The organism is Sphingomonas sp. Sph1(2015), assembly GCF_001970915.1.
Lineage (GTDB): Bacteria > Pseudomonadota > Alphaproteobacteria > Sphingomonadales > Sphingomonadaceae > Sphingomonas > Sphingomonas parapaucimobilis.
The window spans coordinates 16,731-41,889 of record NZ_MQUI01000021.1 but is presented as its reverse complement, the minus strand read 5'-3'; the positions used below and the strand labels follow the sequence as shown (position 1 = coordinate 41,889).

Here is a 25,159-nt window from a genome sequence, read left to right as displayed (position 1 = left end):
AGACCGACCGTTGCGCCCGACCTGCCAGGGTCGGGCGCAACTTCACGTTCAACGTGCGGCGAAATATCGTTCCAGTCGCGTGGCCTCGGCCGGGCTGATCGCGACCACCGCGCCATGTTTGGGCCGGGTGAAGTTCGTGGCCTTCATCGGCGATCCGGGTTCGTTGAAGCGACCGATATTCCGATAGGTCACAAAGTCGGTGGTTTCGGAAAAGCCCATATTGTTCGGGTTGATGCCGAACACATCGTACATCAGGACATAGGTGTTCGTGCCGTTTCGCCGCCACAATGTCGGCGCTTCCGTCCCAACGGTTTCGGGATCGACCTTGCGCAGGTCCTTCGTCCAGCCGCTATTGATCTGCGACGACTCCGAATGGCGGATATTGCCGGGCGCCTGATGTGCGACATAGAACATGTGATATTTGTCGCCGACCCTGGTGATGTCGGCGTCGATCACGTTCACCTTGGGATCGGGATAGTCGAACAGCTTCTTCGGCTCTTCGGTCAGGGTGCTGAAGTCCTGGTCGGCATAGGAATAGACCAGATAGTTCGGCCCGTTGCCGTCGCGGGTGGTGAAATAGACCATCAGGCGTTTGCGCTGCGGATCGTAGATCGTTTCGGGCGCCCACATATTGCCCGCGTCGCGGTAGCGCGGGAACAGCGCCGATGGCGTGACCCGGGACCGGGACCAGTGGATGAGGTCATAGGACTTCATGAAGATCATGTTGCGGTTGTTGCCCCAGCTATATTGCGCCTCGGGGCGTTCCCATTCGGTGTCGCGCAACCCTTCGCGCTTGGCGAAGATGTGGAGGTCGGTCATCGACATATAGAAACCGCCATCGGGACCGCGCATGATGTGCGGATCGCGAATGCCCTTCTGCTCGGCCGCTTCCCGCCCGTCCATGACCGGCTTGCCGCCGTTGACGTCGGTGAAGCTGTATCCGTCGCGCGATGTCGCGAAGTGAAGCGAATGATCCTCGTCGGTGAAGAAGGTCATCAGATAGGCGGTCCGCGCATCGCGCGGGGCGGGCGGCCTGGGCAGGCTGTCCTTCGCCACGATCTCCAGGCGGCGAGGGGCCGTGGCGGGCACCTGTCCACCGGCATGGATCGCCGTGGTCGCGAAAAGGGCGCCGATGACGGCGCAACTGCGGAACAATGTCTTCACGAGGCTCTCCCCTTTTTAAAGGAGGCTAATTCAACTGTCCGACAAATACCAGCATTCGCCCGTGACAAAATATGTCGGAACGGGCGGTTCGGCCGCGACCGCCCGTTCTCACGACAATGTCAGGCCGGGACGCCCTGCGCCGCAGGCAGCTCGGCAATGTCGGAGGATTCGGCCCAGAGGTTGATGCCGCCGTCCTGCGCCGCCCGGTTGATCGCCGCCAGTTCGTCGGGAGTGAAATCAAGCCGCGCCACCGCATCGAGCGAGTCGTCGAGTTGCTCGACCGTCCGTGCGCCGATCAGCGCGGAGGTGACACGCGGATCGCGCAGAACCCAGGCGATCGCCATCTGCGCCAGTGTCTGCCCGCGCGCCTGGGCGATGTCGTTCAGCCGCCGGATCACGGCCAGATTTTGCTCGGTCAGCAGCGACTGCGACAGCGAACCACCCCGGCTGGCGCGGGCATCCTTCGGCACACCGTCCAGATACTTGCCCGTCAACATGCCCTGCGCCAGCGGGGAAAAGGCGATGCAGCCCGTGCCCAGCTCCTCCAGCGTGGCCAACAGCTCGGGCTCGACCCAGCGGTTCAGGATCGAATAGCTGGGCTGGTGGATGAAGAGCGGCACCTTCTCCTCCGCCAGGATCGCCGCCGCGTGCCGGGTCAGCCCCGCATCGTAGGAGGAAATGCCGACATAGAGCGCCTTGCCTTGCCGGTGCAGCTGGACCAGCGCACCCATCGTCTCTTCCAGCGGCGTCGTGGGGTCGACGCGGTGCGAATAGAAGATGTCGACATAATCGACGCCCATCCGCTTCAGGCTCTGGTCGCAACTGGCGATCAGATACTTCTTCGACGAACCGACATCGCCATAGGGACCCGGCCACATGTCCCAGCCCGCCTTGGTCGACAGGATCAGTTCGTCGCGATGACGGGCGAAATCGCTCGCCATCACCCGCCCGAAATTCTCCTCCGCCGAGCCATAGGGCGGCCCGTAATTGTTCGCGAGGTCGAAATGGGTGACGCCCCGGTCGAAGGCCCGGCGCAGGATCGCGCGGCCCGTCTCGAAGACATCCGTCCCGCCGAAATTCTGCCACAGCCCCAGGCTGATCGCGGGCAGCTTCAGGCCGCTGCGCCCGGTCCGGCGATAGGGCATCCGGCCGTCGTAACGCGCGGGGTCGGCGGTGTAGGGTTCGGGAAAAGCCATGGCGAAAATCCTCTCTGTTCGGGGGCGGCCCTACGCTGCGCGGGCGTCGTCGCCAATGGCATGGCTCACGCGAGCAACGCGCCCAGCCGCGAAAGCCGATCGGCGGGACTGTCGTGCCGCTCCTTCAGGAGATGACGACCGTCCTTTTCCTCCAGCCCCTCGATACCGCCCAGGTCGGGTTCCTGGCCATGCGGGGTCAGCGCGATGGCGGCGGGGCCAGCATCGATCCGCGCGATCGACCGCATCCGCATCCGCTCGCGCAACCGGGCCAGCGCCAACAACGTGGCGGCATCCTCCGGCAATTCGCCGAACCGATCCTCCAGTTCCGCCTCGAACGCATCCAGCGCGGCATCGTCGCGTAAGCGCCCAAGCCGGGCATAGAGCGAAATGCGCAAATCCTCATCGGGGATCCAGGCCTCGGGCAGGCGACCCTCGACACCGATGCGCAATTCGGGCGTCCAGCGCTCGACCGTCTCGCCGCGTGCGGTGCGCAGCGCATCCTCCAGCAATTGCTGGTACAGCTCGACCCCGATCAGCCGCATGTGACCGGCTTGCGTATCGCCCAGCAGATCGCCCGCGCCGCGCATATCGAGGTCGCGGGCGCTGATCGCGAAACCTGCGCCCAGCCGGTCGAACGCCTCCAGCGTGCGCAGCCGTTTCAGGGTACGCGGCGCGATGGCGTCCTCACCCTTGGCGAACAGCAGGACCTGCCCCCGCCGGTGCCCACGCCCCACGCGTCCGCGCAACTGGTGGAGCTGGGCCAGGCCGAAACGATCGGCATGGACGATCGCCATGGTGTTGGCGCGTGGCACGTCCAGCCCCGCCTCGATGATGTTGGTCGCCAGCAGCACATCGCCTTCCCCCCGGCCGAAGCGCACCATGACGTCGTCGATCTCGGCGGCGGGCAGCTTGCCGTGCGCCTGCATCACCTCCAGTTCGGGCACGATGCGGGCGAGCTTCTCGGCAAGCGGGGCCATGTCGGCGATGCGCGGCACCACGACGAAGCTCTGCCCTCCACGCGACCGCTCCCGCAACAGGGCGGCACGCAACGTCTCGGGCGAGAAGGTGGAGACGGCGGTACGGATCGGCTGGCGTCGTGCGGGCGGGGTGGCGATCATCGACAGCTGGCGCAGGCCGACCAGCGCGGCCTGGAGCGTACGCGGGATCGGCGTGGCGGACAGGGTCAGGACATGGCCCGAGGACAGCGCCTGAAGCCGGGCCTTGTCGGCGGCGCCGAAACGCTGTTCCTCATCAACGATGACCAGCGCCAAGTCCTTATAGGTCACCCCCTTGGCCGCCACCGCGCCGGTGCCGATGACGATGCGGACACTGCCATCGGCCAGCCCGGCCTTGACCTTCCGTTTCTCGGCGGCGGTGGACAGGCGCGAGAGGCCGGCCACCGCGATGCCCGCCTCCTCGAAGCGCGCGGCGAAGCTGTCGAGATGCTGGCGGGCCAGCACGGTGGTCGGCGCGGCGACCACCACCTGTCGTCCTGCGAGTGCGGCGATGGCGGCAGCGCGCAGGGCGACCTCGGTCTTGCCGAAGCCGACATCGCCGGCGACCAGCCGGTCCATCGGGCGGCCTGAAGCGAGATCGGCGCGGACCGCCTCGATGGCGGCCAACTGGTCCGGCGTCTCGCTATAGGGAAAGCCTGCCGCGAACCGCTCATAATCGGCGACGGGGGGATCGAGCACGGGCGCATGGCGTTCGGCGCGCTCGGCGGCCATATCGGTCAGCTGGCGGGCGGTCGTCGCGATCGCTTCGTCGATGCCACGCCGCCGTTCGTGCCAGCTCTTGCCGTCGAGCGTATCGAGGCGGACCGCGTCATCCTCGCCGCCATAGCGCCACAACCGATCGGCCTCCACCACGGGGACCAGCCGGGTCGTGCCGCGTGCATATTCCAGCTTGATCGCGTCACCCGATACGCCGTCCTGCCCGTCGATCGCCTCCAGTCCGACGACGGTGGCGATGCCGTGATCTTCGTGAATGACGGTGTCGCCGACGCGGATTTCGGCGGTCTGCATCAGCGACAGGTCGACATGCGGGGCGACCCCGTCCTCCCGTTCGGCCCGGCTGCCGAGCAGGTCGGCGGCGCTGACCGCGAGGATGCCGTCACGCACGAAGCCGCGTTGGGCAGGCGCAACGAGCGTCAGGAGGGATCCGGCCTCGGCCTTGACCACGTCACGCCAGTTTTCCGCACGCCTGGCCGTCTGGCGCAGGACATTGTCGACCCGCTTGCCCAGGAAGCGCAGGTCGCGTTCGCTGCCGATCAGGACGATGCGTGTGCCCTCCTTCTTCGCCGTGCGGGCGGCGGCGGCGAAGTCACGCAGGGGCGAGCGGCTTTCGACGAAGCGCGGCGGTGGTTCGGCGATGCGGGCGATGCGAGCGGTTTGACGCTGGTCGAGCGCCTTCTTCCAGTGACGCTCGTCGACCATGTCGCGCGCGGCGCGCTTCGATCCGCGCTTGGCGACATCGGCGCTCAGCAGCAACAGGCGACGGCGACGCTCATCGGCGGCGGGCTCGATGATGACGCGGGCTTGCGGCAGGTGGTCGAGCAGGCTGGTGTGCGTCTGGCCAAGCGGCGGTTCGGCCACCCGGCCCAGTTCGCGGCGGTCGATCTCGCCCGTGCTGCGCTGGTCGGCGGGGTCGTAGGACCGGATCGCGATGATCCGGCCTTCCGCGACCTCGATGCGCAAAGGCTGTTCGGAGTCGGCGGGAAACACGTCCAGCACATGGCCGCGCAATGCGACTTCGCCGGGCTCGTCGGCCCGTTCGTCGGCGATATAGCCCAGGTCGAGCAGCGTCGCGTGGAGCTGCGCCAGATCGCACGGGTCGTCGATCGCGACACAGGGCGGCTCGGCGGCGAAGGTCTCGGGCGGCGGCAGCGCGCGGGCCAGTGCTTCGCCCGAGGTGACCAGCGCGATACGGCCGCGGTCCTTTGCGGCCAACGCCGCCTGCGCACGATGCAGCGCCGACACGCGCTGCCCGACATTGGCGGGCGAGGCGGGGGCGTCGTCGCCCGGCAGGGCGTCGGAACCGGGGCAGAACAACAGGGTCGCGTCGGGTGCCATCGCCTCCAACACCCGCGTCACGCCCAGCGCGCGGGTCTCGTCGGTGACGGCGAGGATGATGTCCGACCGGTCGAGGAGTTCCGCCGCACCCGCCGCGAGTTCGGCGATGCCCGGCAGCGGTACGGGGCCGTCTCCGGCGGGCGGCATGGTGGCGATCTCGGCTTCGGACAACATGCGCAACGACCGGCACTCCAGCAAATATGGCAGGGCTTTTCGAACGGGTGGGGCGGTCGGCCGTTCCGCCGGAGATCAAAGACTTATCGCCGCTAAATGACGGAACCCTATCGGACCTCGGCACTTCAAGGCCGGGACGGTTGATCCGTATCGATGATCGACATCAGCACGCGCCGCCGGCCGCAATGTCCAAGGAGAATGACGATGGATCTGGGTATCAAGGGGCGCATCGCGCTCATCAGCGGCGCGGACTCCGGTATGGGCAAGGAAACCGCGCGCCTGTTGCTGGAAGCGGGTGTGCGTGTCGCGCTGACCGACAAGCCGGACGGGACGCTGGACGAGGCGGTCGAGGAGCTGTCCCCTCTGGGTGAGGTGATCGCGGTCACGGGCGACGTGACCCAGGCCGATCAGGTCCGCGCGATCTGGGCCGAGGTGCGCGAGCGGCTGGGCGATCCCGACATCTATGTGAACGCAGCGGGCGTCACCGGCGCGACCGGCGACTTCCTGGAGATCGACGACAAGGGCTGGCAGGAGACGATCGATATCGACCTGATGGGCGCGGTGCGCATGTGTCGTGAGGCGATCCCGGCGATGCGAAGCAAAGGCTGGGGCCGGATCGTGCTGTTCGCCTCCGAGGATGCGGTGCAGCCCTATGTCGACGAACTGCCCTATTGCGCGGCGAAGGCCGGTATCCTCAGCCTCGCCAAGGGACTGTCCAAGGCCTATGGCCCCGACAATGTGCTGGTGAACACCGTCTCGCCCGCCTTCATCGCGACGCCGATGACCGACAAGATGATGAAGAAGCGCGCCGAGGAGAAGGGCGTTAGCTTCGACGAGGCGATCGAGACGTTCCTGGATGAGGAACGTCCCGGCATGGCGCTCAAGCGACGTGGCCGTCCCGAGGAGGTCGCCGCCGCCGTCGCCTTCCTGGTGTCGGAACGGGCGAGCTTCATCAACGGGGCGGGCATCCGCGTCGACTCCGGTTCGGTCTTCACCATCGCGGGTTGATCCGCCATACCCTCCCCAAAAGCCGGGAGGGATGACCGTGAAGAAAATGACGTGGTGGCTGGCGGGCGTGACGCTGCTGGCCACCGGGGCGTCCGCGCAACAGATGGATACACCGTCGCTTGGTGCGACCAACTATGCCTATGACGGGGCTATGGTGGCCCCGGCCACGCGGCCCAGCTTCGGAGACGAGTTCAACGGGTCGATCGACACGCGCCGCTGGCGCTGGGACACGGGCCAGAACAGGACGGGCTGGCCCAATCACGAGCTGCAATATTATGCCGGTCCCGACGGGACCAATGCCCGGATCGAAAAGGGCGCGCTGGTCATCGAAGCGCGGGCCGAGGCGCTGCGTAAGGAAGCCGATTGGGGCGGCCAGCGCTATAGCTCCGCCAAGCTCGTGACGAAGCAGACGCTGGGATACGGCTTTTACGAGGTACGCGCGCAGCTGCCCTGCGGGCGCGGCATGTGGCCCGCCATCTGGCTGCTGCCGATGGATGGATCGCGCTGGCCCGATGGCGGGGAGATCGACATCATGGATATGGTCGGCTTCGACCCCGAGGTGATCCACGCCACGGTGCATTCCGCCGCCTTCAACCACCGGCTGAAGACACAGCGCGGCGCCGAGGTGCGCGTGGCGGGGGCGTGTACGGGCTATCACCGCTATCAGCTGGAATGGACGCCCGGGACGATCACCATCGGTGTCGACGGGCGCGCCTTTATGCGCGTGAAGAACGACCAGCCGGGCGGCGCGGCGGCCTGGCCGTTCACGCGCCCCTATTCGCTGATCCTCAACCTGGCGGTCGGGGGCGACTGGGGCGGGCAGAGGGGCGTGGACGATGCCGCGCTGCCCCAGGCGATGAAGGTGGATTATGTGCGGTATTGGCAGGCAAAATAATCCTCCCCGGCACGGGGAGGGGGACCAGCGAAGCTGGTGGAGGGGGATCGCCGCGAGGACTGTCTAATGAGGAAGCCCCCCTCCGTCAGCGCTGTGCGCTGCCACCTCCCCGTAACGGGGAGGAATTACAGGAGCGTACCCGACAGGATGGCGAGCGCGATGCTGAAATAGATCACCAGCCCGGTCACATCGACCAGCGTCGCCACGAACGGCGCCGAGGCGCTGGCGGGATCGAAGCCCAGGCGTTGCAGCAGGAAGGGCAGCATCGATCCGGCCAGCGAGCCGAAGGTCACGATGCCGACCAGCCCGGTGCCGACCGTGGTCGCCACCAGCACCCAATGCGGCCCATAGTCGTAGAAACCCAGGGTTTGCCACAGCGCGATCCGCGCCATGCCCAGCAGCCCCAGGATTGCCCCCAGAGTCATGCCCGCCGGAAGCTCACGCAGCGCCACCCTCCACCAGTCGCGCAGGCGGACCTGCCCCAGCGCCAGCGCCCGGATGATCAGCGAGGTCGCCTGGCTGCCGCTATTGCCGCCCGAACTCATGATGAGCGGGATGAACAGGGTCAGCACGACCGCGCGCTCCAGCTCGCTCTCGAAATGCTGCATCGCGCTGGCGGTGAGCATTTCCGAGAAGAACAGGATGCTCAGCCACCCGGCGCGCTTGCGGATCATCGCGAGGAAGCCGGTTTCCAGATAGGGGCCGTCCAGCGCCTCGACGCCGCCGAACTTCTGCGTGTCCTCGGTATGCGCGGCGACCAGCGCGTCCAGCACGTCGTCGACAGTGACGATCCCCATCGGGCGGCCCTGTTCGTCGACCACGGGCAGCGCCAGCAGGTCGTGGCGGCGGATCAGATGCGCGACCTCCTCCCGGTCGGTGGTCGGGGCGACGGTGATCGGATCGTGCCCGCGCGCCAGGTCGATCGCGCGCGACGTCGGCTCGGCGGCGATCAACTGGCGCAGCGAGACGGTGGCGACCAGCCGTCCCTGCGGCTCCAGCAGGAAAACCGAATAGACGGTCTCGCGGCTGCGCTCGACCGTGCGGATATGCGCCAGCACGTCGGCGACGGTCGCGTCGGCGGAAGAGGCGACATATTCGGTCGTCATCATGCCGCCCGCGCTGTCGGGTGGCCAGCGCAGCAGCGTGTCGATCGAGGCGAGGACGGGTGCGGGCAACTCGGCACGGATCGCGAGGGCGTCATCCTCGTCCATGTCGGTCAGCACGTCGGCGGCGCGATCCTCGGCCATTTGCGACAGCAGGGCGGCGGCGCGCGCCGGGGTCAGATGCGCCAGGATATCGGCGGCCGAGCGCAGTTCCGGGCTGTCGAGCACCGCGACGGCACGCGCGTCGGGCATTTGCGTCAGCGCATCGGCCGCTTCCTCGACGGAAAGCGACTGCAGCGTATCGACGAGATCGGCGATGGACAGGCCGCGCCGGGAGGAACGGAAACCGGCGGCGACACCGGCAATCAGATCGTTGACCATTTCAAACCTTTCGTCCGCACGACCCGGGGCGGACGAAAGCCAGTTACGAAAACTAGCGGACGACCCCGAGGCGTGCGGCGCTACTGGAACTGTCGCTGGACATGTTCTCGCTTTCTGGAACGGCGTGGGGGCTCCCACGCCTGAGCCGCCCTCTGATCCTCAAGGCTGCAATCGTCAACACCCGCGCACGACGTGACGAAATTTTAATCCGGGCACCAAGGTTTCGGCCGCGCGGCTCCGTCTGGAAGGGCAAAGGCACATAAAGGGGACCTTATCCGTGCATCGCCTGCTCTTCGCCTCGACCGCCACCCTCGCACTGGCGGCGGGGACGGCCGCCTCGGCCCAGACCGTGATCGACTCCAAGCGGACCACGCCGGTTCGTAGCGCCACCGTCAACAACGGTGCCGCCGCCGACGTCAGCATCGTTGCCGCGGGCAGCGTGGTGACGACCGGCAGCGGCACCGCCGTCACGCTCGACAGCAACAACAAGCTGAGCAACGCCGGGACGATCCAGACGACCGGCGCCAATGATGCGGTCGGTATCGGTGCGGCGGCGGGCGTGAAGGGCGAGATCACGAACACCGGCAAGATCATCATCGATGAGAACTACGTCCCGGTCGACATCGACAAGGATGGCGATCTGGATGGTCCCTTTGCGCAAGGGGCGCGGCGGACGGGCATCCGTACGGCGGGGGCCTTTGTCGGGAATATCACCAATGGCGGTGAGATCACCATCAAGGGTAACGACTCGGCCGCGATCTATCTGAACGGGCCGCTGACCGGCAATCTGCTCCAGTCGGGCAAGATCAACATACTGGGCGATCGCTCGGTCGGCATGCGCACGGGCGCGGTGTCGGGCAATGTCACCATCGGCGGCTCGATCGTGGCGATCGGTGAAGGCGCGGTCGGTGCGCGGATCGATGGCGATATCGGCGGCGCGCTGAATATCGAGGGCGGGATCGGTTCGACCGGCTACCGCTATACGACGCCTCCGGCCGATGTATCGAAGCTCGACCCCGACGATCTGCTCCAGGGCGGGTCGGCGCTGGTCGTGGGCGGCAATGTCGCGGGCGGCATCACGCTGGGCAATGCGACCGGCAAGGCGGCGGACCTCGTCACCAACGGTGCGGCGCCGACGATGCAGATCGGATCGGCGACCCGCGCGGTCGTGATCGGCGCGACCGGTGGCACGACGCCCGCACCCGGGCTGGTCGTCAATGGCCGCATCACCTCGGCCGGGGTCTATAGCGGGGTGCGATCGACCGCGCTGGCGATCGGCGGGCTGGGCGGCAATGTCCAGATCGCGCAGGGCGTCGCGATCGGCGGCACGGTGCAGGCGACCGCCAATGGCGCGGAGGCGACCGCGATCCGCTTTGCCGCGGGGGCCTCGACGCCCGAGCTGCGCAACGGCGGTACCATCTCGGCGACCGGCGGCGGCACGCCGGGCGTGCTGACCACCGCCGTCCTGATCGAGGCGGGGGCATCGGTTCCGACCATCCGCAACACCGGATCGATCCGGGCGGCGTCCGCCTCGGCCAACGCCACCGCGATCCTCGACCGCACGGGCGGCCTGACGCTGGTCGAGAATGCAGGCACCATCGCAGGCGCGGGCGCCGACAGTTCGCGCAGTGTCGCCATCGACCTGTCGGCGAACACCAGCGGCGCGGTCGTGCGCCAGATCGCTCCCGCCACTGGAGCCGCCGCACCCAGCATCACCGGCGCGATCCGCTTCGGCAGCGGTGACGACCGGCTTCAGATCGGCGCGGGCTCGGTCAGCGGCGATGTCAGCTTCGGCACCGGCACCAACCGGCTGGAGATGAGCGGCACCGGCACCTATGCGGGCACCGCGACTTTCGGCGCCGGGGCAGACACGCTGACCATCGGCGATACCGCGCGCTTCAACGGTGTGGCGGATTTCGCAGGGCAGGGGCAGGACCTGCTGGCGATCACCGGCAAGGGCGTCTTTGCCGGGCGTCTTGCCAACGCGTCGCATGTCGCGGTGACGGTCGCGAATGGCGGCGGCACCTTCGCGGCGAATGGCGTGACCAATATCGCCTCGCTCAGCCTGGGGAATCAGTCGATCCTCAGCGTCGCGCTCGACAAGGCGAACCCGACCGCCAACCTGATCCAGGTCGGCGGGGCGACGACGATCGGCGCGAACAGCCAGCTGGCGCTGCGCGTGTCGGGCGGGACCGACGTGACCGGCCGCTATGTCGTGCTGCGGTCCGGCACGCTGACCGGCGCGAACAACCTGACGCTCGCCCCCTCGGCCATGCCCTTCCTCTACAAGGGCGCGATCGTCGCGGCACAGCCCAACGAGATCGCGGTCGAGGTCAGCCGCAAGGCCAAGACCGAACTCGGCCTCAACAACGCGGGCGTCAGCGCCTTCGACTCGATCGACGCCGCGATCGGCCGCGACGCCAAGCTGTCCGACGCGATTCGGGGCATCTATGACGGCGCGGCCTTCCGGGGCGCCGTCGAACAGATGCTGCCCAACTATACCGGCAGCGTGTTCGAGGGCGTGACGCTGGCCTCGCGCGCGGCGGCGGCGCAGCTTCGCGAACCGGCGGGCGAGTTCAGCGAGGAAGGCAAATGGGGATATTGGCTGACCCCGCTCGGCTGGGACGCATCCAAGCGCACACGCTCGACCCGCAGCTATGACGTGCGCGGCTGGGGCATCAGCGGCGGGATCGAGCGCAAGACCGATGCGGGCAATTTCGGTGCCTCGCTCTCGTATATGAATGGCCGCGACAATGAGGGGACCGCGGTCAACCGCGTCAACCACAGCCAATATGAGCTGGCCGGTTTCTGGCGCGCCCGCTGGGGTGCGCTGGCGGCGCAGGCGCGCGGCTCGGCGGCGTTCCTGTCCTTCGACTCGCAGCGCCAGTTCGACGGAGTGATCGGGACCGAGGCGGTGCAGCGCCGCGCCACCGCCGATTGGAAGGGTATGCTCTATTCCGGTTCCGGCTCGGTGTCGTGGGAGCATTGGGTCGGCCAGTTCAACGTGCGGCCCATCCTGGCGGTCGACTATTACCGGCTGAACGAGGATGCTTACCGCGAGACGGGCGGCGGCACCGGCTATGACCTGACGGTGCGCAAGCGGACCAGCGACGAACTCGCGCTGACCGCCAGCGTCGCGGCGGGCATCAACTTCGGGGGCAATGACCGCTATTCGCAGTGGAGCCGGTTGGAGGTCGAGGGCGGTCGGCGCGAGCGGATCGCGGGCACGCTCGGCCGGACGGTCGCCAGCTTCGGCGACGGCACGCCCTTCATCCTCGATCCCGAAGCCCGCGACGGCGGCTGGGTCGGGCGGGTGCGTGCGATCACCGGCACCAGCGAGATCCGCCTGAGCGGCGAGGTGAACGCCGAACAGCGGCTGGGCAATGTCGCGCTGTCGGCGCGCGCCGCCCTGCAATTCGCCTTCTGACAGGGTTCGTCCGCGTGCATCCCCCCTGTAGCGCGCGCGGACGGCAGGAGCCCCACCATGCGTCCCGGTGGGGCTCCTTTTCACGGGAGCCTGCTTCGTCTACACGGCGGCACTCCCATTTGATTTTGCCGGTTTCCACCATGCCGCCCACCGGGCTTGAGGCCGTTTTCCTTGCCAATCGCGACAAGCTCGTCCGTTTCCTGACGGCGCGCGGGGCGGGCGATGTGGCGGAGGATCTGGTGCAGGACCTGTGGCTGAAGGTGGCGGGCCGGATGGACGGGCCGATCGGCAATCCGCTGGCCTATCTCTACCGTGCGGCCGACATGTTGATGATCGACCGCTATCGGTCGCGGCGACAGGCCGAGCTGCGCGAGCGGGATTGGGCGGAAGGGGAGGGTGCCGAGCCGCCCCCCGGTGCCGAACGCGCAGTGGCGGCGCGGCAGACCGCCGAACAGGTCGCTGCCACGCTGGCGGCTTTGGGTGATCGACCGGCCACCGTCTTTCGCCGCGTCCGGGTCGACGGTATCCCCCAGCGTCAGGTGGCGGCCGAGCTGGGTGTCAGCATCAGCACTATCGAAAGCGATCTCCGTATGGCGGCCCATGCGCTGGCCGCACTGAAGGAACGGATCGGATGAGCCAGGACCGCACTTTGCCCACGAATAGCGTCGATACGGTCGCGCTCGACTGGGCGCTGCGCATGGCCGATCCGGCCCGCGCCGACTGGGACGCCTTTACCGACTGGCTGGAGGCCGATCCCGGTCATGCCGAGCGCTACGACCGCGCGGCCGCGACCCTGTTGGACGCCGCGGAAGCGCTGGCGGCGCAACCCGATGTCGCGGCGCCTGTCGTCGTCGAGCGGGAGCCTGTGCGGCGGCATCCACGGCGCTGGGTCGGCGGGGCCATGGCGGCGGCCCTGGTCGGTGCGATCGGCGTGACCGCCTGGCAGGATCGGTCCCAGCCCTATGCGGTCGAGACGGCCGCCGGGGAAACCCGCCGCGTCCCACTGTCCGACGGCAGCAGCGTCACCCTGGCGGGGCTGAGCCGGGTCGAGCTGGACCGTGCCGAACCACGCCGGGCGGTGCTGGCGCATGGGCAGGCGCTGTTCCAGGTGCGGCACGATGCGCAGCACCCCTTCGCGGTCCAGGCCGGGACGCTGGCCCTGGTCGATCTGGGCACGGTCTTCGATGTTCGCATGGGTCGGCAGACCCGTGTCGCTGTGGCCCAGGGGGCGGTGATGGTCGACCCCAAGGGAGCGGCGCTCCGCCTCGACGCCGGGCAGGCGGTGACGGTCGACGGCGACCATCTGGTCCGCTCGAGCGTGCCGCCCGATGAAGTCGGCGGCTGGCGCGAGGGCAGGCTGGCCTTTGACGGCGCGCCGCTGGGCATGGTGGCGGAGGATGTGTCGCGCTTCCTGGCCCAGCCGGTGACGGTCGCGCCCGCCATCGCCGCGCGGCCTTTCCGGGGGACGATCGACCTGGAAGCGGTCCGGCGCGATCCGGCGGTGCTGGGGCCGCTGATGGATGTGAGGGTGCGGCGGGCGGCGACCGGCTGGACGCTGGAACCGCGCGAGTGAGATCCATCGGGGGCGGGATCGGCGGTCTGGTGGCGATGGCGGCGGCGATGCCCGCGATCGCCGCCGATCGCGTTTCGCTCGACCTGCCTGCCGGAACCGTGGGGGCGCAGGTGATGGCGCTCGGCCGCGCGGCGCGTGCCAATATCGTGGTCCCCGATGCCGGGTTGTGGCGTCGCCCGGTGCCTTCCCTGCGCGGGGCCTTTTCGGTCGAGCAGGCGCTCGCCGTCATCGCACGGGGCAGCGGCGCACGGGTCGAGGCGCTGGGGCCGGGTAGCTGGCGACTGAGGCCCCGCCTTCATTCGCCCGCACCCAAGCCAGGGCCGCGTCCCCGGCCCCGGCCGCCAGCGGATGTACAGGGCGAGGATGTCGTCGTCACCGCCAGCAAGCGCGACACGACCCGCGATCACTTTGCGGGGCAGGTGGTGCAGGTGGCCGGGGCCGATCTGGAATTGGGCGGGGCGGGCGGCACATCGAAGCTGGCCGACCGGATGACCGCCATCGCCTCCACCTATCTGGGCGCGGGGCGCAACAAGCTGTTCATTCGGGGCATTGCCGATTCCAGCTTCACCGGCCCGACCCAGGCGACGGTGGGGCAATATTTCGGCGACCTGCGCCTCAGCTACAATGCCCCCGATCCCGACCTGCGGCTGGCCGATCTGGCGGCGGTCGAGGTGCTGGAAGGGCCGCAGGGCACGCTTTACGGTGCGGGATCGCTGGGCGGCTTGATCCGCCTGGTGCCCAATGCGCCCGATCCGACGCGGTTCGGGGGTTCGGCAATGCTCGGTGGCTCGGCCACCACCAACGGTGCGCCGGGGGCGGATGCGCAGGCGGTGCTGAACCTGCCCGTCATCGCCGACCGGCTGGCGATTCGCCTGGTCGCCGACAGCGCGAGCGAGGGCGGCTATATCGACAAGCCGCTGCTCGGTTGCACCGACGTCAACCGCACCCGGATTGCGGGCGGTCGCGCGGCGGTGAAGGCCGATCTGGGCGGCGGCTGGAGCATCGAGGCGGTCGGGATCGGCCAGCATATCCGCGGCGCCGACAGCCAATATGCCGATCGCGACGGTCCGCCGCTGACCCGCTCCGCCCCCGTCACCGAAGGATTTTCCGCCGATTTCGGGCAAGCGCAGCTGATCCTGTCCGGCCGGATGGGGCAGGTGCGCTTCCGCTCCAGCAGCGGCATCACCGCCCATGACCTGATGGAGCGCTATGACGCGACGCCGCCGGGTGGCCCCGTCCAGCTGTTCGCCCAGGCCAATGCGACCCGGATGCAGGCCAATGAAACCCGTGCCTGGTACTCCGCGCCGGATGGATCGGGCTGGTTGGCGGGGTTCAGCTATGTCCACAACCGCACCCGCCTGACCCGCTTGTTCGGCGAGCTGGGTGAGTTGCTGCCGCGCACCGGCGTCGTCAACACGGTGGAGGAGGCGACACTCTATGGCGAGGCGAGCCTGCGGTTGCTGCCCGGCCTCCTGACCACCGGCGGCCTGCGTGTCACCCGGTCGGTGCTTGACGGGGAGGGAGAGGATCTGCCGCTCGCTCTATCGCTTCAGGCGCTGGCGCGGCTGCGCGAAGTGACGGCGCGGCGGGCGCAGACGATCCTGCTGCCCTCCGCCTCGGCGCTGATCGACCTGACGCCGGGGGCGCAGCTGTTCCTGCGCTATCAGCAGGGTTTTCGGCCGGGCGGATTGACGATCGAGGGGCCGCTGGTCCGCCGTTTCCGCAACGACCGGGTCGCGACCATCGAGGCGGGCCTGCGCAGCGGACAGCCGGGGCGGGACCGCTTCGACGGATCGCTGACGCTGGCGCACACGGCATGGCGCGACATCCAGGCCGACTTCATCGACGCCGCCGGCCTGCCCAGCACCGCAAATATCGGCGACGGCCAGCTGTGGACGATCGAGGCGCTGGCGGGCTTCCGTATCGCCCCGGGGCTGCGGGTGGAGGGCGCGGTCTCCTACAATGACAGCCACATCGACGAGCCGTCGAGCGCGCAGGCCTTTGCGCTGATGGACGGAATGGCCGCCGACCGGGCGACGATCCTCGCGCGGTTGAGTCAGATCCCCAATATCGCGCGCTTCACCGGGCGGGCGGGGGCGGTCTATCGCCGGACGCTGGCGAGCGGCCATGACCTGCGCGTCGACGGCTGGCTACGCTATGTCGGATCGTCGCGGCTGGGCGTCGGGCCGATCCTGGGCGAGCAGCAGGGCAGCTATCTCGACAGCGGCGTCACCGCGCGGCTGGGGCTGGGCCGCTACGGCGTGACGGCGGGGATCACCAACCTGGCCGATGTGCGCGGCAACCGCTTCGCGCTGGGCACACCCTTTACGACGGGACGCGATCAGGTGACGCCGCTGCGGCCGCGCACGCTTCGGATCGGGCTGGACGCCGCCTTCTGATCAACGGCGCGTGAACAGCGACAGGGGGATGGCATCGGCCATGGCGCGATAGCCGGTCATGCTGGGGTGCAGGTGATCGCCCGTATCATAAGCGGGGAGCAGCCGGTCGGGCTTGGCCGGATCGCGTACCACCCGGTCGAAATCGACCACGCCATCGAAAATGCCCGCCGTGCGGATGAAGCGGTTGATCGCCTGCCGGTCGGCCTCGGTTTCCGGGCCGGGGTGATAATAGTCATTGCCCTGGAACGGCGTGATCGTCCCGACGATCAGCTTGATGCCATGGGCGTGCGCGCGCTCGGCCAGCTGGCGATAGGCCTGGGTGATCCGGCGCACCATCGCCTGATGCGTGGCGGCATCGACCGGCTGTTCGCGGGTCATGACGCCCAGATCGTTGACGCCCTCCAGCAGGACCACATGGGTGACGCCCGGTCGGGCGATCACGTCGCGGTCGAAGCGGGCCATCAGATTGGGGCCGAGCCCGTCGAGCAGCACGCGGTTGCCGCCGATCCCGGCATTGACGACCGAGAAATGCCGCGTCGCGGGCGAGGCCGCCAGCCGCCGTGCCAGATCGTCGGGCCAGCGGGTGTTGCTGTCGTCGGTGATGCCATAGCCATCAGTGATCGAGTCGCCGATCGTCACGACCGTCTGTTTCTGAACGGCGTCGCGTATCTCGATATCCGACAGGCCCCACCAGCCCCCGATCACCTGCGCGTCGGGCAGGGCGGTCCGCGCGGTGGCATCGCCCGCGATCAGAAAGGTCTTCGAGCGCGCGCCCGAATGGCCGGTCGGGGTGGTGACGGCCTCGGAGAAGAACAGGCTGACCGCCACGTCGCGCCCCGCCTCGACCGGCAGCGTGACGGGATCGGAATAGAGCTCGGCTCCCGGCGGCACGATCACGGCCGCCGCGCCGTCGAAGCGCACCGGCAGGATCGCGGGCACGTCCGAACGGCCCGGCGTCGCCAACCCGATGCTCGCCGCGCCGATCTTCAGTGGGGTGGTCCCCGCGACGTTGGACAGCCGCAGCCGCAGCGTCTTTCCGCTGGCAGTCAGGTGCATGATCTGGCGGATGGTGGCGGGACCGGCCTTGGCAAGCTTTTCGGCATTCGCGCCGTCGATCCGCATCTGCGACGAACCCCAGGCGGGGGTCCAGCGTGCGCTTTGCATCGGCGCGGCGGCCGTCATCGCCATGGCGACCGCGATCAGCCCTGTGGCCCGGTAGAAATGGCTGAACGGCGTCATCCGCATCCTCTCTCATTCGTCGATCCGCGCTTGCGGCTTGCCCGGATGGTAGCGATAACGGATGGGAAATCCAACGAAGAACGCCTCGCGGTCGAACGACGGGGCCGGGAGAGATATGATGCGCCACCTGTTTTTGTCGGCCGCGCTGCTGGCGTTGGTCCCCGGTGCCGCCTGGGCCGCGCCCGATTGTCGTGGGCCGGTCGCGGCATGCGGGCGGGCAACGGCGGGTGCGCTGTCGCTGCTGATGCCGGGGCGCGTCGCGACGGTCGTTATCGATCCGGGTGACGAGCCCGGCGTCGCGCGGGCCGCGAGGGATCTGGTCGCCGACCTGAAAGCGGTCGGCGGCGGCGATGTCCGGCTCGCCCGCGAGGTTTCGGGCGGCGCGACGGTGATCGCCGGGACGCTGGGCCACAGCGCGCTGATCGATGCGCTGGTAAAGGCGGGCAAGCTGGACGTCACGGGCCTTGGCGGCCAGTGGGAGGGCTATGTCGAGCAGGTGGTCGACAACCCCGCGCCCGGCGTGGCGCGCGCGCTGGTCATCGCCGGATCGGATCGGCGCGGCACGATCTTCGGCCTGTACGACATCAGTGCGAAGGCGGGCGTCAGCCCCTGGACCTGGTGGGCCGATGTACCCGCGCAACGTCACCCGACCCTCTATCTGACGGCAGGGCGCGTCGCGGATCATCCGGTCGTCAAATATCGTGGCATCTTCATCAACGATGAAGAACCGGGCTTCGGCAACTGGGCACGCACCAGGTTCGGCGGGGTCAACCACCTGGCCTATGAGAAGGTGTTCAACCTGCTGCTCCGTTCCAAGGCCAATTTCATCTGGCCCGCCATGTGGGGCAAGTCGCTATGGGAGGACGACCCCGCCTCCGCCCCGCTGGCGCAGGAAATGGGGGTGCTGCTCGGCACCTCGCACCATGAACCGATGCAGCGCGCCCAGGCCGACTGGAAGCGCGAGGGCAGCGGGCCGTGGGACTATACCAAGAACGCCGCCACCCTCCGGGCCTTCTGGCGCAAGGGAATCGAGCGGCGCGGCAAGGCCGAGGACCCCGTGACCATCGGCATGCGTGGTGACGGCGACGAGCCGATGACCGAGGGTACCGCGACCGACCTGCTGGAGCGGATCGTTCGCGACCAGCGCCAGATCATCACCGACGTGACCGGGCGCCCGGCAGCCGAGACGCCACAGGTCTGGGCGCTCTACAAGGAGGTGCAGGACTATTACGACAAGGGGATGCGCGTCCCCGACGACGTGACCCTGCTGTTCGCCGATGACAATTGGGGCAATATCCGCCGCCTGCCGCCGATCGGGGAGCGCCGGGCGGGCGGTGCGGGTGTCTATTACCACTTCGATTATGTCGGCGGGCCACGCAACTACAAGTGGCTCGACACCAACGCCATCCCGCGCGTCTGGCAGCAGATGCGGATGGCCGACGATTATGGCGCGGATCGTCTGTGGATCGTGAATGTCGGCGACCTGAAGCCGATGGAATATCCGATCAGCTTCTTCCTCGACATGGCCTGGAACCCGAAGCGCATGGATCTGGCCACGATGCAGGCCTATCCGGTGCGCTGGGCCAGCGAGCAGTTCGGCGCGGCGCACGGGGCCGAGATCGGTGCGCTCCTGACCCGCTATGGCCAGCTGGCCAGTCGCCGTAAGCCCGAACTGATCGATGCGACGACTTATGGCTATGCCGATGGCGAATGGGCGCGGGTGCTGGGCGAATGGAACGCGCTGGATGCGCAGGCCCGCCGGGTCGAGGCGACGCTGCGCGCCCCTTTGCGTGATGCCTATTACGAGCTGGTGCTCCACCGGATCGAGGCGATGACCAATCTCCACCGGCTGTACGAAGCGGTCGCCGCCAATCGCGCGGCGGCGCAGATAGGGGATGCCGCCAAGGCGAAGCGCTTCGCGGACGCGGCGCGCGGCTATTTCGCGCAGGATGCCGCGATCCGTCGCCGCTACGAGGTCGATACCGCGGACGGCAAATGGACCAGCATGATGGCCCAGACCCATATCGGCTATACCGGATGGCAGCAGCCCGACCGCGATGTGATGCCTGCGCTGGCGACGCTCGAAAAGCCGTTGCCGCTGCCGCCGGTCGCGCCGGAGCCTCTGGTCAGGATAGCGGCCGATGCCGGTCGGCCGGTCGACGGCCGTGGCATCAAGTGGCAGCGTGTGGCGGGCTTCACTGCGGAAGGCGCGGCGATGGTCGCGACGCCGACCACCGCACCCATTATCGAGCGGCCCGGCGGCGACAGCCCGCATATCGTCTATAACGTGAACTGGACGAAGGGCGGGCCGGTGACGCTGGGCGTGATCGCGGCGCCCGGCCTGGACGTGCGCGGCGGCGGCAAGCACCGGGTAGCGGTTTCCGTCGATGACGGCGCGCCGGTCGTCCTGAACCTGATGGCGGCCGAGACCGAAGAGAGCTGGGGCCGGTCGGTGATCGAGAATCGGCGCGTCGCCTCGACCGTGCTGGCCGCTTTGTCTGCGGGCAAGCACCGCGTCACCCTATGGCTGGTCGATCCCGAAGTGGTGGTCGAGGGAGTGACGCTCAGCCCGCGCTAACCTGCTCGGAGCATCCGCATCGCGTGCGCCCGGACCATCTTGGCATGGTCCGGACCGTCACTTAGAATTCCGTGGCGATCCTTGGGCAGATGGGCGAGCGGGTGGCCGTCGGGGCGGAAGACATAATGGTCGAACCAGGCCCGCCAGGCGGCTCGCTCGGCGGGCGGTCGGCCCGCGATCGCGCTCATCGCGAGGAGCATGGTCGGGAAGGGCTGGTCCGGCGCGACCGGGAAGGCGTCCCACCAGTAATTGACCAGGATGTTGAGCGTGCCCGTCGCCTCGACGCGGTGCCACCAGAGCTTGGGCATGTAGAGCGCATCGCCTGGCCCCAGCTCGATGGTGATCGCCCGGTCGCGCGCCTGCTCGAACCGGGGATAGCGCGGATCGCCGGGTTCGGCGCCGGCGGCGAGGGCGACGGGCTGACCCGCCATCGTATGGTCGATGGGGCCGACATAGAGGTCGCCGATCGCGTCGGGGGGGTACAAGGTGAAGGTCCGCCGCCCGGCCACCACGCAGGCGATATTGTCCATCATGTCGTAATGGCAGGCGACGGTCGACGCGTGGCCGATCCAGATCAGCGGCGACACACCCGGCGGCGCGAAGGGCAGGCGGTTGTCCTCGGCCAGACCGGGCAGGGTGTTGGTGATCGGCAGGGAGCCGACATAAAGCGTCTCGCTGTCGCTTCCCGCCGCGATGCGCCCCACCGCCTGGCCCAGCGGCATCGCCTGTCGCCGGAAATTGAAGCCCGACAGGTCGTCATTATAATCGTAGCGGCCGCTGATCGCCGCATCGCCGACTAACGCCTCGACCTGCCGACCCGCATCGAAGCGCGCGAGATAGGAGGTCAGGGCGTCACCGCCTGCCTTTGCGACTTTGGCCAGCGGCCAGTCCGACGCCGCGCCGTGAATGACGACCGGGCGGCACGGCTCGACGACCAGCCGCCGAAAGGCGTCATGCCCGTCCAGTGCCGCACGGTCGATCTCGGCCGCCGCCTGGGTCATCGGGTGAGGCCGCTCAGCCGCTCGTTGCGCCGCCGGGCCAGCGTCGGGATATGCCGGACCGATCCGGTGATCGCATAGATGAGCTGGAGGTCGCCCGACCGGAACAACGTCAGCGCGACCTCGTCGGGAAGCGCGTGAACCGCATCCAGGCTGATCGTGTAGAGCGAGTCGAGCCGTAGGCTTTCGCCATTGTCGAACTGGAAGTTCAGGTCGATCGGCTCGACCAGCCTGTTCTCCTCCAGCCGCCGCAGGAACTGCTCGGTCTCCGGTAGGCCGACATGCAGCCGCCGCAACGCCGCCTGGACCCGGCGAAGCGCAGGGGCCGGGCCGCCGTCCTGGTCGAACACGGCCGCGCCGCCCAGCTGGGTCAGCGCAGGATGATGCACGTCGATCGCGATATTCTCGCCCGAGACGTAGAAGCCCTGCCGTTCCAGATCGGCGGGTCTATACTCCGCCAGCGTGCCGTTCGGGGCGAGACAGAGATTTTCATCCGGCACCAGCCCCATCAATGCGCCGGGATACAGATCGCCGGTCTCGGGATGGCGAGCCATCAGGATCGGGTAATGCAGCGCGGCGGGCAGAAATTCGTCGGCGACCAGCTGGACGAAGTGCCGCCCCGCATCGGGGGCGGCGGAGACGCGCAGGGCCGCATGACGCGCGCTGTCGAGCAATTCCATTTCGGCCATGCCGGTCGATCCCTTCATCCCCTCTGGCCCCATCGCGGCGGATGCGAAACGGAGCGGTCAGGCCGGGACTGTGTCCGCCCCATGCGCCTGCCGTCAACCCTTGGGATAGCCGTTCGCGTCCGCTCTGACAAATGGCTTGTAGAGCATCTATTATAACGCTAACATCAATTCATCGAATGGGCGGTACGGCGCAAGAACGTCGATCGCGCATGAATATGATAAACGTAGGAGAGGGGAAGATGGTGGCTCGCACAGCTTTTGTGGCCGCATTCGTTTCGCGCCGGACCTTGATGGCAGGCGTCTCGCCACTCATGGCCCTCGCCATGGTGTCGCCGGGAACGGCCTTTGCCCAGACCGCAACCACCGCCCAGCAGGCCGGAACCCCGCAGGACCAGGCCACTGCCCCCAGCGAAGCGGATAACAGTCCGTCTCCGTCCGGCGAGGCGACGACCGCCGACATCGTCGTCACCGGACTGCGCAGCTCCTTGCAGCGCAACCTCGACATCAAGCGTACCGCGACCGGTGTCGTCGATGCGATCTCGGCCGAAGATATTGGCAAATTTCCCGATTCGAACGTCGCGGCCTCGCTCCAGCGGCTGCCCGGCGTCTCGATCCAGCGTTCGGGTGCGCGTGGCGAGCCGACCGGGATCACCGTTCGCGGCTTTGGCGGCGACTTCAACACCACGCTGTATGACGGCCGCCGCATCTCGACCGCGACCGGCGGTCGCCAGATCGACTTCAGCACCGTCGGCTCGGACTTTATCGGCGGGATCAGCGTCCTGAAGACGCCCGACGTGACGCTCGCGTCCAGCTCGATCGGCGCGACCGTCGACATCCAGTTCCCCAAGCCGTTCGATCATCCCGGCTTCCGCGCCGCGGTCAGCGCCTCGGGTTCGCTTCAGGACCGGGCGGGCCATGTCGTGCCGACGCTCGGCGCGCTGGTCAGCGATACCTTTGCCGATGATACATTGGGTATCCTGTCGAGCTTTATCTATACCCGGCGTGATACCGATACCAACCGCGTCTATGTGTCGGGTTGGCCGGGCGGTAACTTCGCGCCTTGCCAGCTGACCGGCAGCACGGCTGCGACCTGCAACCCGACCACCAGCGCCACCGCCGCCGCCAGCGACCGCCGCACCCTGACCGGCTGGTTCCCGCAGCAATATGGCGCCGAACAGCAGCGGACCCAGGACGAGCGCGTCGACGGCCGCGTGGCGCTGCAATGGCATCCGTCCGATGGCCTGATGGTCACGCTGGACAACAACTTCTCGCGCCAGACCATCTCGACGGACATTTACGGCTTCGGCGTGTGGTTCAGCCAGGAGTCGCTGCGCAACGTCAAGCAGGACGCCAACGGCACGGCGGTCAGCTTTACCCAGGCCGGTTCGCCGACCGACTTCACCGCGGCGATGAATAAGCAGATCCTTCAGACCAACCAGACGGGTCTGAACGTCAAGTGGGACGTCACCGACAAGCTGACCGTCGAGGCGGACGGGGCCTATGCCAAGAGCTGGCTGAACCCCGGCAACACCATCGGCAGCAGCAACGGCGACATCGGTTATGGCGGCGCGCTCGGCACTAATCTGGGCTTCAACATCACCGCCGACAGCAACAAGGCGTTCCCGTCGATCAGCAACTTCGGCCCCGCCGGTAACGGTGGCCGTTGGGCCGATCCGACGGCGATCGGGTCGCACGTCACCGTCCTGCAAACCCAGAAGAACACCGACGAGCTGAAGCAATTCCGTGGCGTCGTGACGTGGAAAGACGACAATATCACCCTCAAGGCGGGTGGTCAGTATACCGACGACACCTTCAACCTGCTGAACCGCAGCACCTTCACCAACAATTTCTGGCAGGCCTATGCCGGTTATGGCGCACCGTCGGGCCAGGGCTCGGGCGTATCGCCGCTGCCCTCGAGCCTGTATCAGGGATCGATCAGCCTCAACAACTTCATTCCGGGCTTTGGCGGCACGCTGCCGCCCTCGGTCCTGATCTACAGCCCGCAGGCCTATCAGAACTATCTGACCAGCCTGGGCAATCCGCAGGCGCAGAACGTCCCCGGCTTCAACTATAACGGTGGCGTGAACGGCTTCACCGGGCAGTTCACCGAAGCGGTCGATCCGGGCAGCATCCTGTCGGTCAACGAAAAGACCCTGTCGCTGTTCTTCAGCGGCAAGATGGAAGGTCAGATCGGCAGCATGCCGCTGCACGCCGCCTTTGGCGTGCGGACCGAGAACACGCGTCTCCGGTCGATCGGCCAGGGTCGTGCGCCCACGGCCATCACGCGCAGTGCCGCCGATCCGACGCTGCTGTCGATCGCCTTTACCGACGTCCAGCCGATTTCGAACCGCAGCAGCTACACCTATGTGCTGCCTTCGGTCGATCTGCGACTGGAAGTGACCGATAAGCTTCAGTTGCGTTTCGATGCGTCGCGCACGCTGACCCGTCCGGCCCTCAACCTGCTGAACCCGGTCGTCGGCATCGGCAATGGCCAGCGTGTAGGTGCCCTGTCGGGCAGCGGTGGCAATCCGAACCTGAAGCCCTATCTCGCCAGCAATTTCGACGTGGCGGCGGAATGGTATTACCAGCGCAACTCGTACATCGCGGTCGACCTGTTCCTGAAGAACGTCAGCAACTTCATCGTTGGCGGCGTAACCAACCAGACGGTGGGCGGCGTGATCGACCCGACGACGGGCAACCCTGCGGTCTTCGCCATTACGGCGCAGGTCAACGGCCCCGATGCGACGGTCCGTGGTGTCGAAATCGCGTGGCAGCAGGTGTTCGGCGACAGCGGCTTCGGCTTCCAAGCCAACGGCACCTTCGTCAACACCAACAAGCCCTATGACCCGAAGATCGTCGGGCAGAGCGGTTTTGCGGTGACCGGCCTTGCGAATTCGGCGAATTTCGTCGGCTTCTATGACAAGAACGGCTTCCAGTTCCGTACCGCGCTGAACTGGCGTGACGAATATCTGTCGGGCTTCGGTCAGAACCAGAATACCGGGTCGTACGGCGCCGAGCCGACCTTCGTGAACCAGAGCTTCCAGGTCGACCTGACCAGCAGCTACGACGTCACGAAGAACTTCTCGATCTTCGGTGAAGCGCTCAATATCAACAAGAACAAGCAGAGCACGCATGGCCGGTTCAAGAACCAGCTGCTCGACGTGTTCGACTATGGCCGTCGCTTCACGCTCGGCGCGCGCTATCGTTTCTGACGATGGCCGATGGCGGGGATGGCAGGCATCGGCTTGACATCCCCGCCGCTTC

At 67.7% G+C, this 25,159-nt stretch carries 15 protein-coding genes; 8 read left to right on the top strand and 7 right to left on the bottom strand.

Features of this window, described 5'->3' with window-relative positions:
• Window positions 1-48 precede the first annotated feature (48 nt).
• The 3 genes from BSZ14_RS10355 to BSZ14_RS10345 all read right to left on the bottom strand — a co-directional run bounded on the left by BSZ14_RS10355 (window position 49) and on the right by BSZ14_RS10345 (window position 5,605).
• Window positions 49-1,164, bottom strand: a complete 1,116-nt coding sequence (locus BSZ14_RS10355; RefSeq protein WP_241823719.1) for a glycoside hydrolase family 43 protein — start codon at window positions 1,162-1,164, stop codon at window positions 49-51.
• A gap of 119 nt (window positions 1,165-1,283) precedes the next feature.
• Entirely contained in the window at window positions 1,284-2,360 is a 1,077-nt protein-coding gene (mgrA, locus tag BSZ14_RS10350; protein ID WP_076710858.1) for an L-glyceraldehyde 3-phosphate reductase, read from the bottom strand.
• A gap of 65 nt (window positions 2,361-2,425) precedes the next feature.
• Entirely contained in the window at window positions 2,426-5,605 is a 3,180-nt protein-coding gene (locus BSZ14_RS10345; protein WP_241823718.1) for a helicase-related protein, read from the bottom strand.
• A gap of 204 nt (window positions 5,606-5,809) precedes the next feature.
• Here BSZ14_RS10345 and BSZ14_RS10340 point away from each other — a divergent pair, with 204 nt between their 5' ends.
• The gene (locus BSZ14_RS10340; protein ID WP_076710873.1) at window positions 5,810-6,613 is read left to right on the top strand and encodes an SDR family NAD(P)-dependent oxidoreductase; all 804 of its coding nucleotides are present in this window, start codon (window positions 5,810-5,812) and stop codon (window positions 6,611-6,613) included.
• Window positions 6,614-6,659: 46 nt separating this feature from the next.
• Window positions 6,660-7,508, top strand: coding sequence for a glycoside hydrolase family 16 protein (locus BSZ14_RS10335; RefSeq protein WP_241823722.1), 849 nt, complete (start codon window positions 6,660-6,662; stop codon window positions 7,506-7,508).
• A 125-nt stretch (window positions 7,509-7,633) separates the two neighbouring features.
• Here BSZ14_RS10335 and mgtE read toward each other — a convergent pair whose 3' ends face one another.
• On the bottom strand, window positions 7,634-8,992 hold the full coding sequence (gene mgtE / locus BSZ14_RS10330) for a magnesium transporter (protein WP_076710856.1): 1,359 nt from the start codon (window positions 8,990-8,992) through the stop codon (window positions 7,634-7,636).
• A gap of 277 nt (window positions 8,993-9,269) precedes the next feature.
• On the opposite strand from mgtE, the gene BSZ14_RS10325 reads away from it, so the two are divergent.
• From BSZ14_RS10325 to BSZ14_RS10310, 4 genes are all read left to right on the top strand, one after another.
• On the top strand, window positions 9,270-12,419 hold the full coding sequence (locus BSZ14_RS10325; RefSeq protein ID WP_076710855.1) for an autotransporter outer membrane beta-barrel domain-containing protein: 3,150 nt from the start codon (window positions 9,270-9,272) through the stop codon (window positions 12,417-12,419).
• Window positions 12,420-12,559: 140 nt separating this feature from the next.
• On the top strand, window positions 12,560-13,054 hold the full coding sequence (locus BSZ14_RS10320; RefSeq protein ID WP_042482677.1) for an RNA polymerase sigma factor: 495 nt from the start codon (window positions 12,560-12,562) through the stop codon (window positions 13,052-13,054).
• Complete coding sequence (locus BSZ14_RS10315) at window positions 13,051-13,992, top strand: FecR family protein (RefSeq protein WP_042482674.1); 942 nt, start codon at window positions 13,051-13,053, stop codon at window positions 13,990-13,992. The genes BSZ14_RS10320 and BSZ14_RS10315 overlap by 4 nt, the downstream gene beginning before the upstream one ends.
• Window positions 13,989-16,391: a TonB-dependent receptor gene (locus tag BSZ14_RS10310; RefSeq protein WP_338012086.1), complete on the top strand. Its 2,403-nt coding sequence runs from the start codon at window positions 13,989-13,991 to the stop codon at window positions 16,389-16,391. The genes BSZ14_RS10315 and BSZ14_RS10310 overlap by 4 nt, the downstream gene beginning before the upstream one ends.
• Here the strand turns inward: BSZ14_RS10310 and BSZ14_RS10305 are convergent, their stop codons facing one another.
• The gene (locus BSZ14_RS10305; protein ID WP_076710853.1) at window positions 16,392-17,636 is read right to left on the bottom strand and encodes an SGNH/GDSL hydrolase family protein; all 1,245 of its coding nucleotides are present in this window, start codon (window positions 17,634-17,636) and stop codon (window positions 16,392-16,394) included.
• 112 nt (window positions 17,637-17,748) lie between these two features.
• Between BSZ14_RS10305 and BSZ14_RS10300 the strand changes: the two genes are divergently transcribed.
• Window positions 17,749-20,208: a glycosyl hydrolase 115 family protein gene (locus tag BSZ14_RS10300; protein WP_241823717.1), complete on the top strand. Its 2,460-nt coding sequence runs from the start codon at window positions 17,749-17,751 to the stop codon at window positions 20,206-20,208.
• Here the strand turns inward: BSZ14_RS10300 and BSZ14_RS10295 are convergent.
• Window positions 20,205-21,209, bottom strand: a complete 1,005-nt coding sequence (locus BSZ14_RS10295; protein ID WP_076710851.1) for a cupin-like domain-containing protein — start codon at window positions 21,207-21,209, stop codon at window positions 20,205-20,207. The genes BSZ14_RS10300 and BSZ14_RS10295 overlap by 4 nt on opposite strands.
• The gene (locus tag BSZ14_RS10290; RefSeq protein ID WP_241823716.1) at window positions 21,206-21,913 is read right to left on the bottom strand and encodes a SapC family protein; all 708 of its coding nucleotides are present in this window, start codon (window positions 21,911-21,913) and stop codon (window positions 21,206-21,208) included. Before BSZ14_RS10290 ends, BSZ14_RS10295 begins: the two co-directional genes overlap by 4 nt.
• Window positions 21,914-22,134: 221 nt before the next feature.
• Here BSZ14_RS10290 and BSZ14_RS10285 point away from each other — a divergent pair, with 221 nt between their 5' ends.
• The gene (locus BSZ14_RS10285) at window positions 22,135-25,107 is read left to right on the top strand and encodes a TonB-dependent receptor (RefSeq protein WP_076710850.1); all 2,973 of its coding nucleotides are present in this window, start codon (window positions 22,135-22,137) and stop codon (window positions 25,105-25,107) included.
• The last annotated feature ends 52 nt before the right edge of the window (window positions 25,108-25,159 follow it).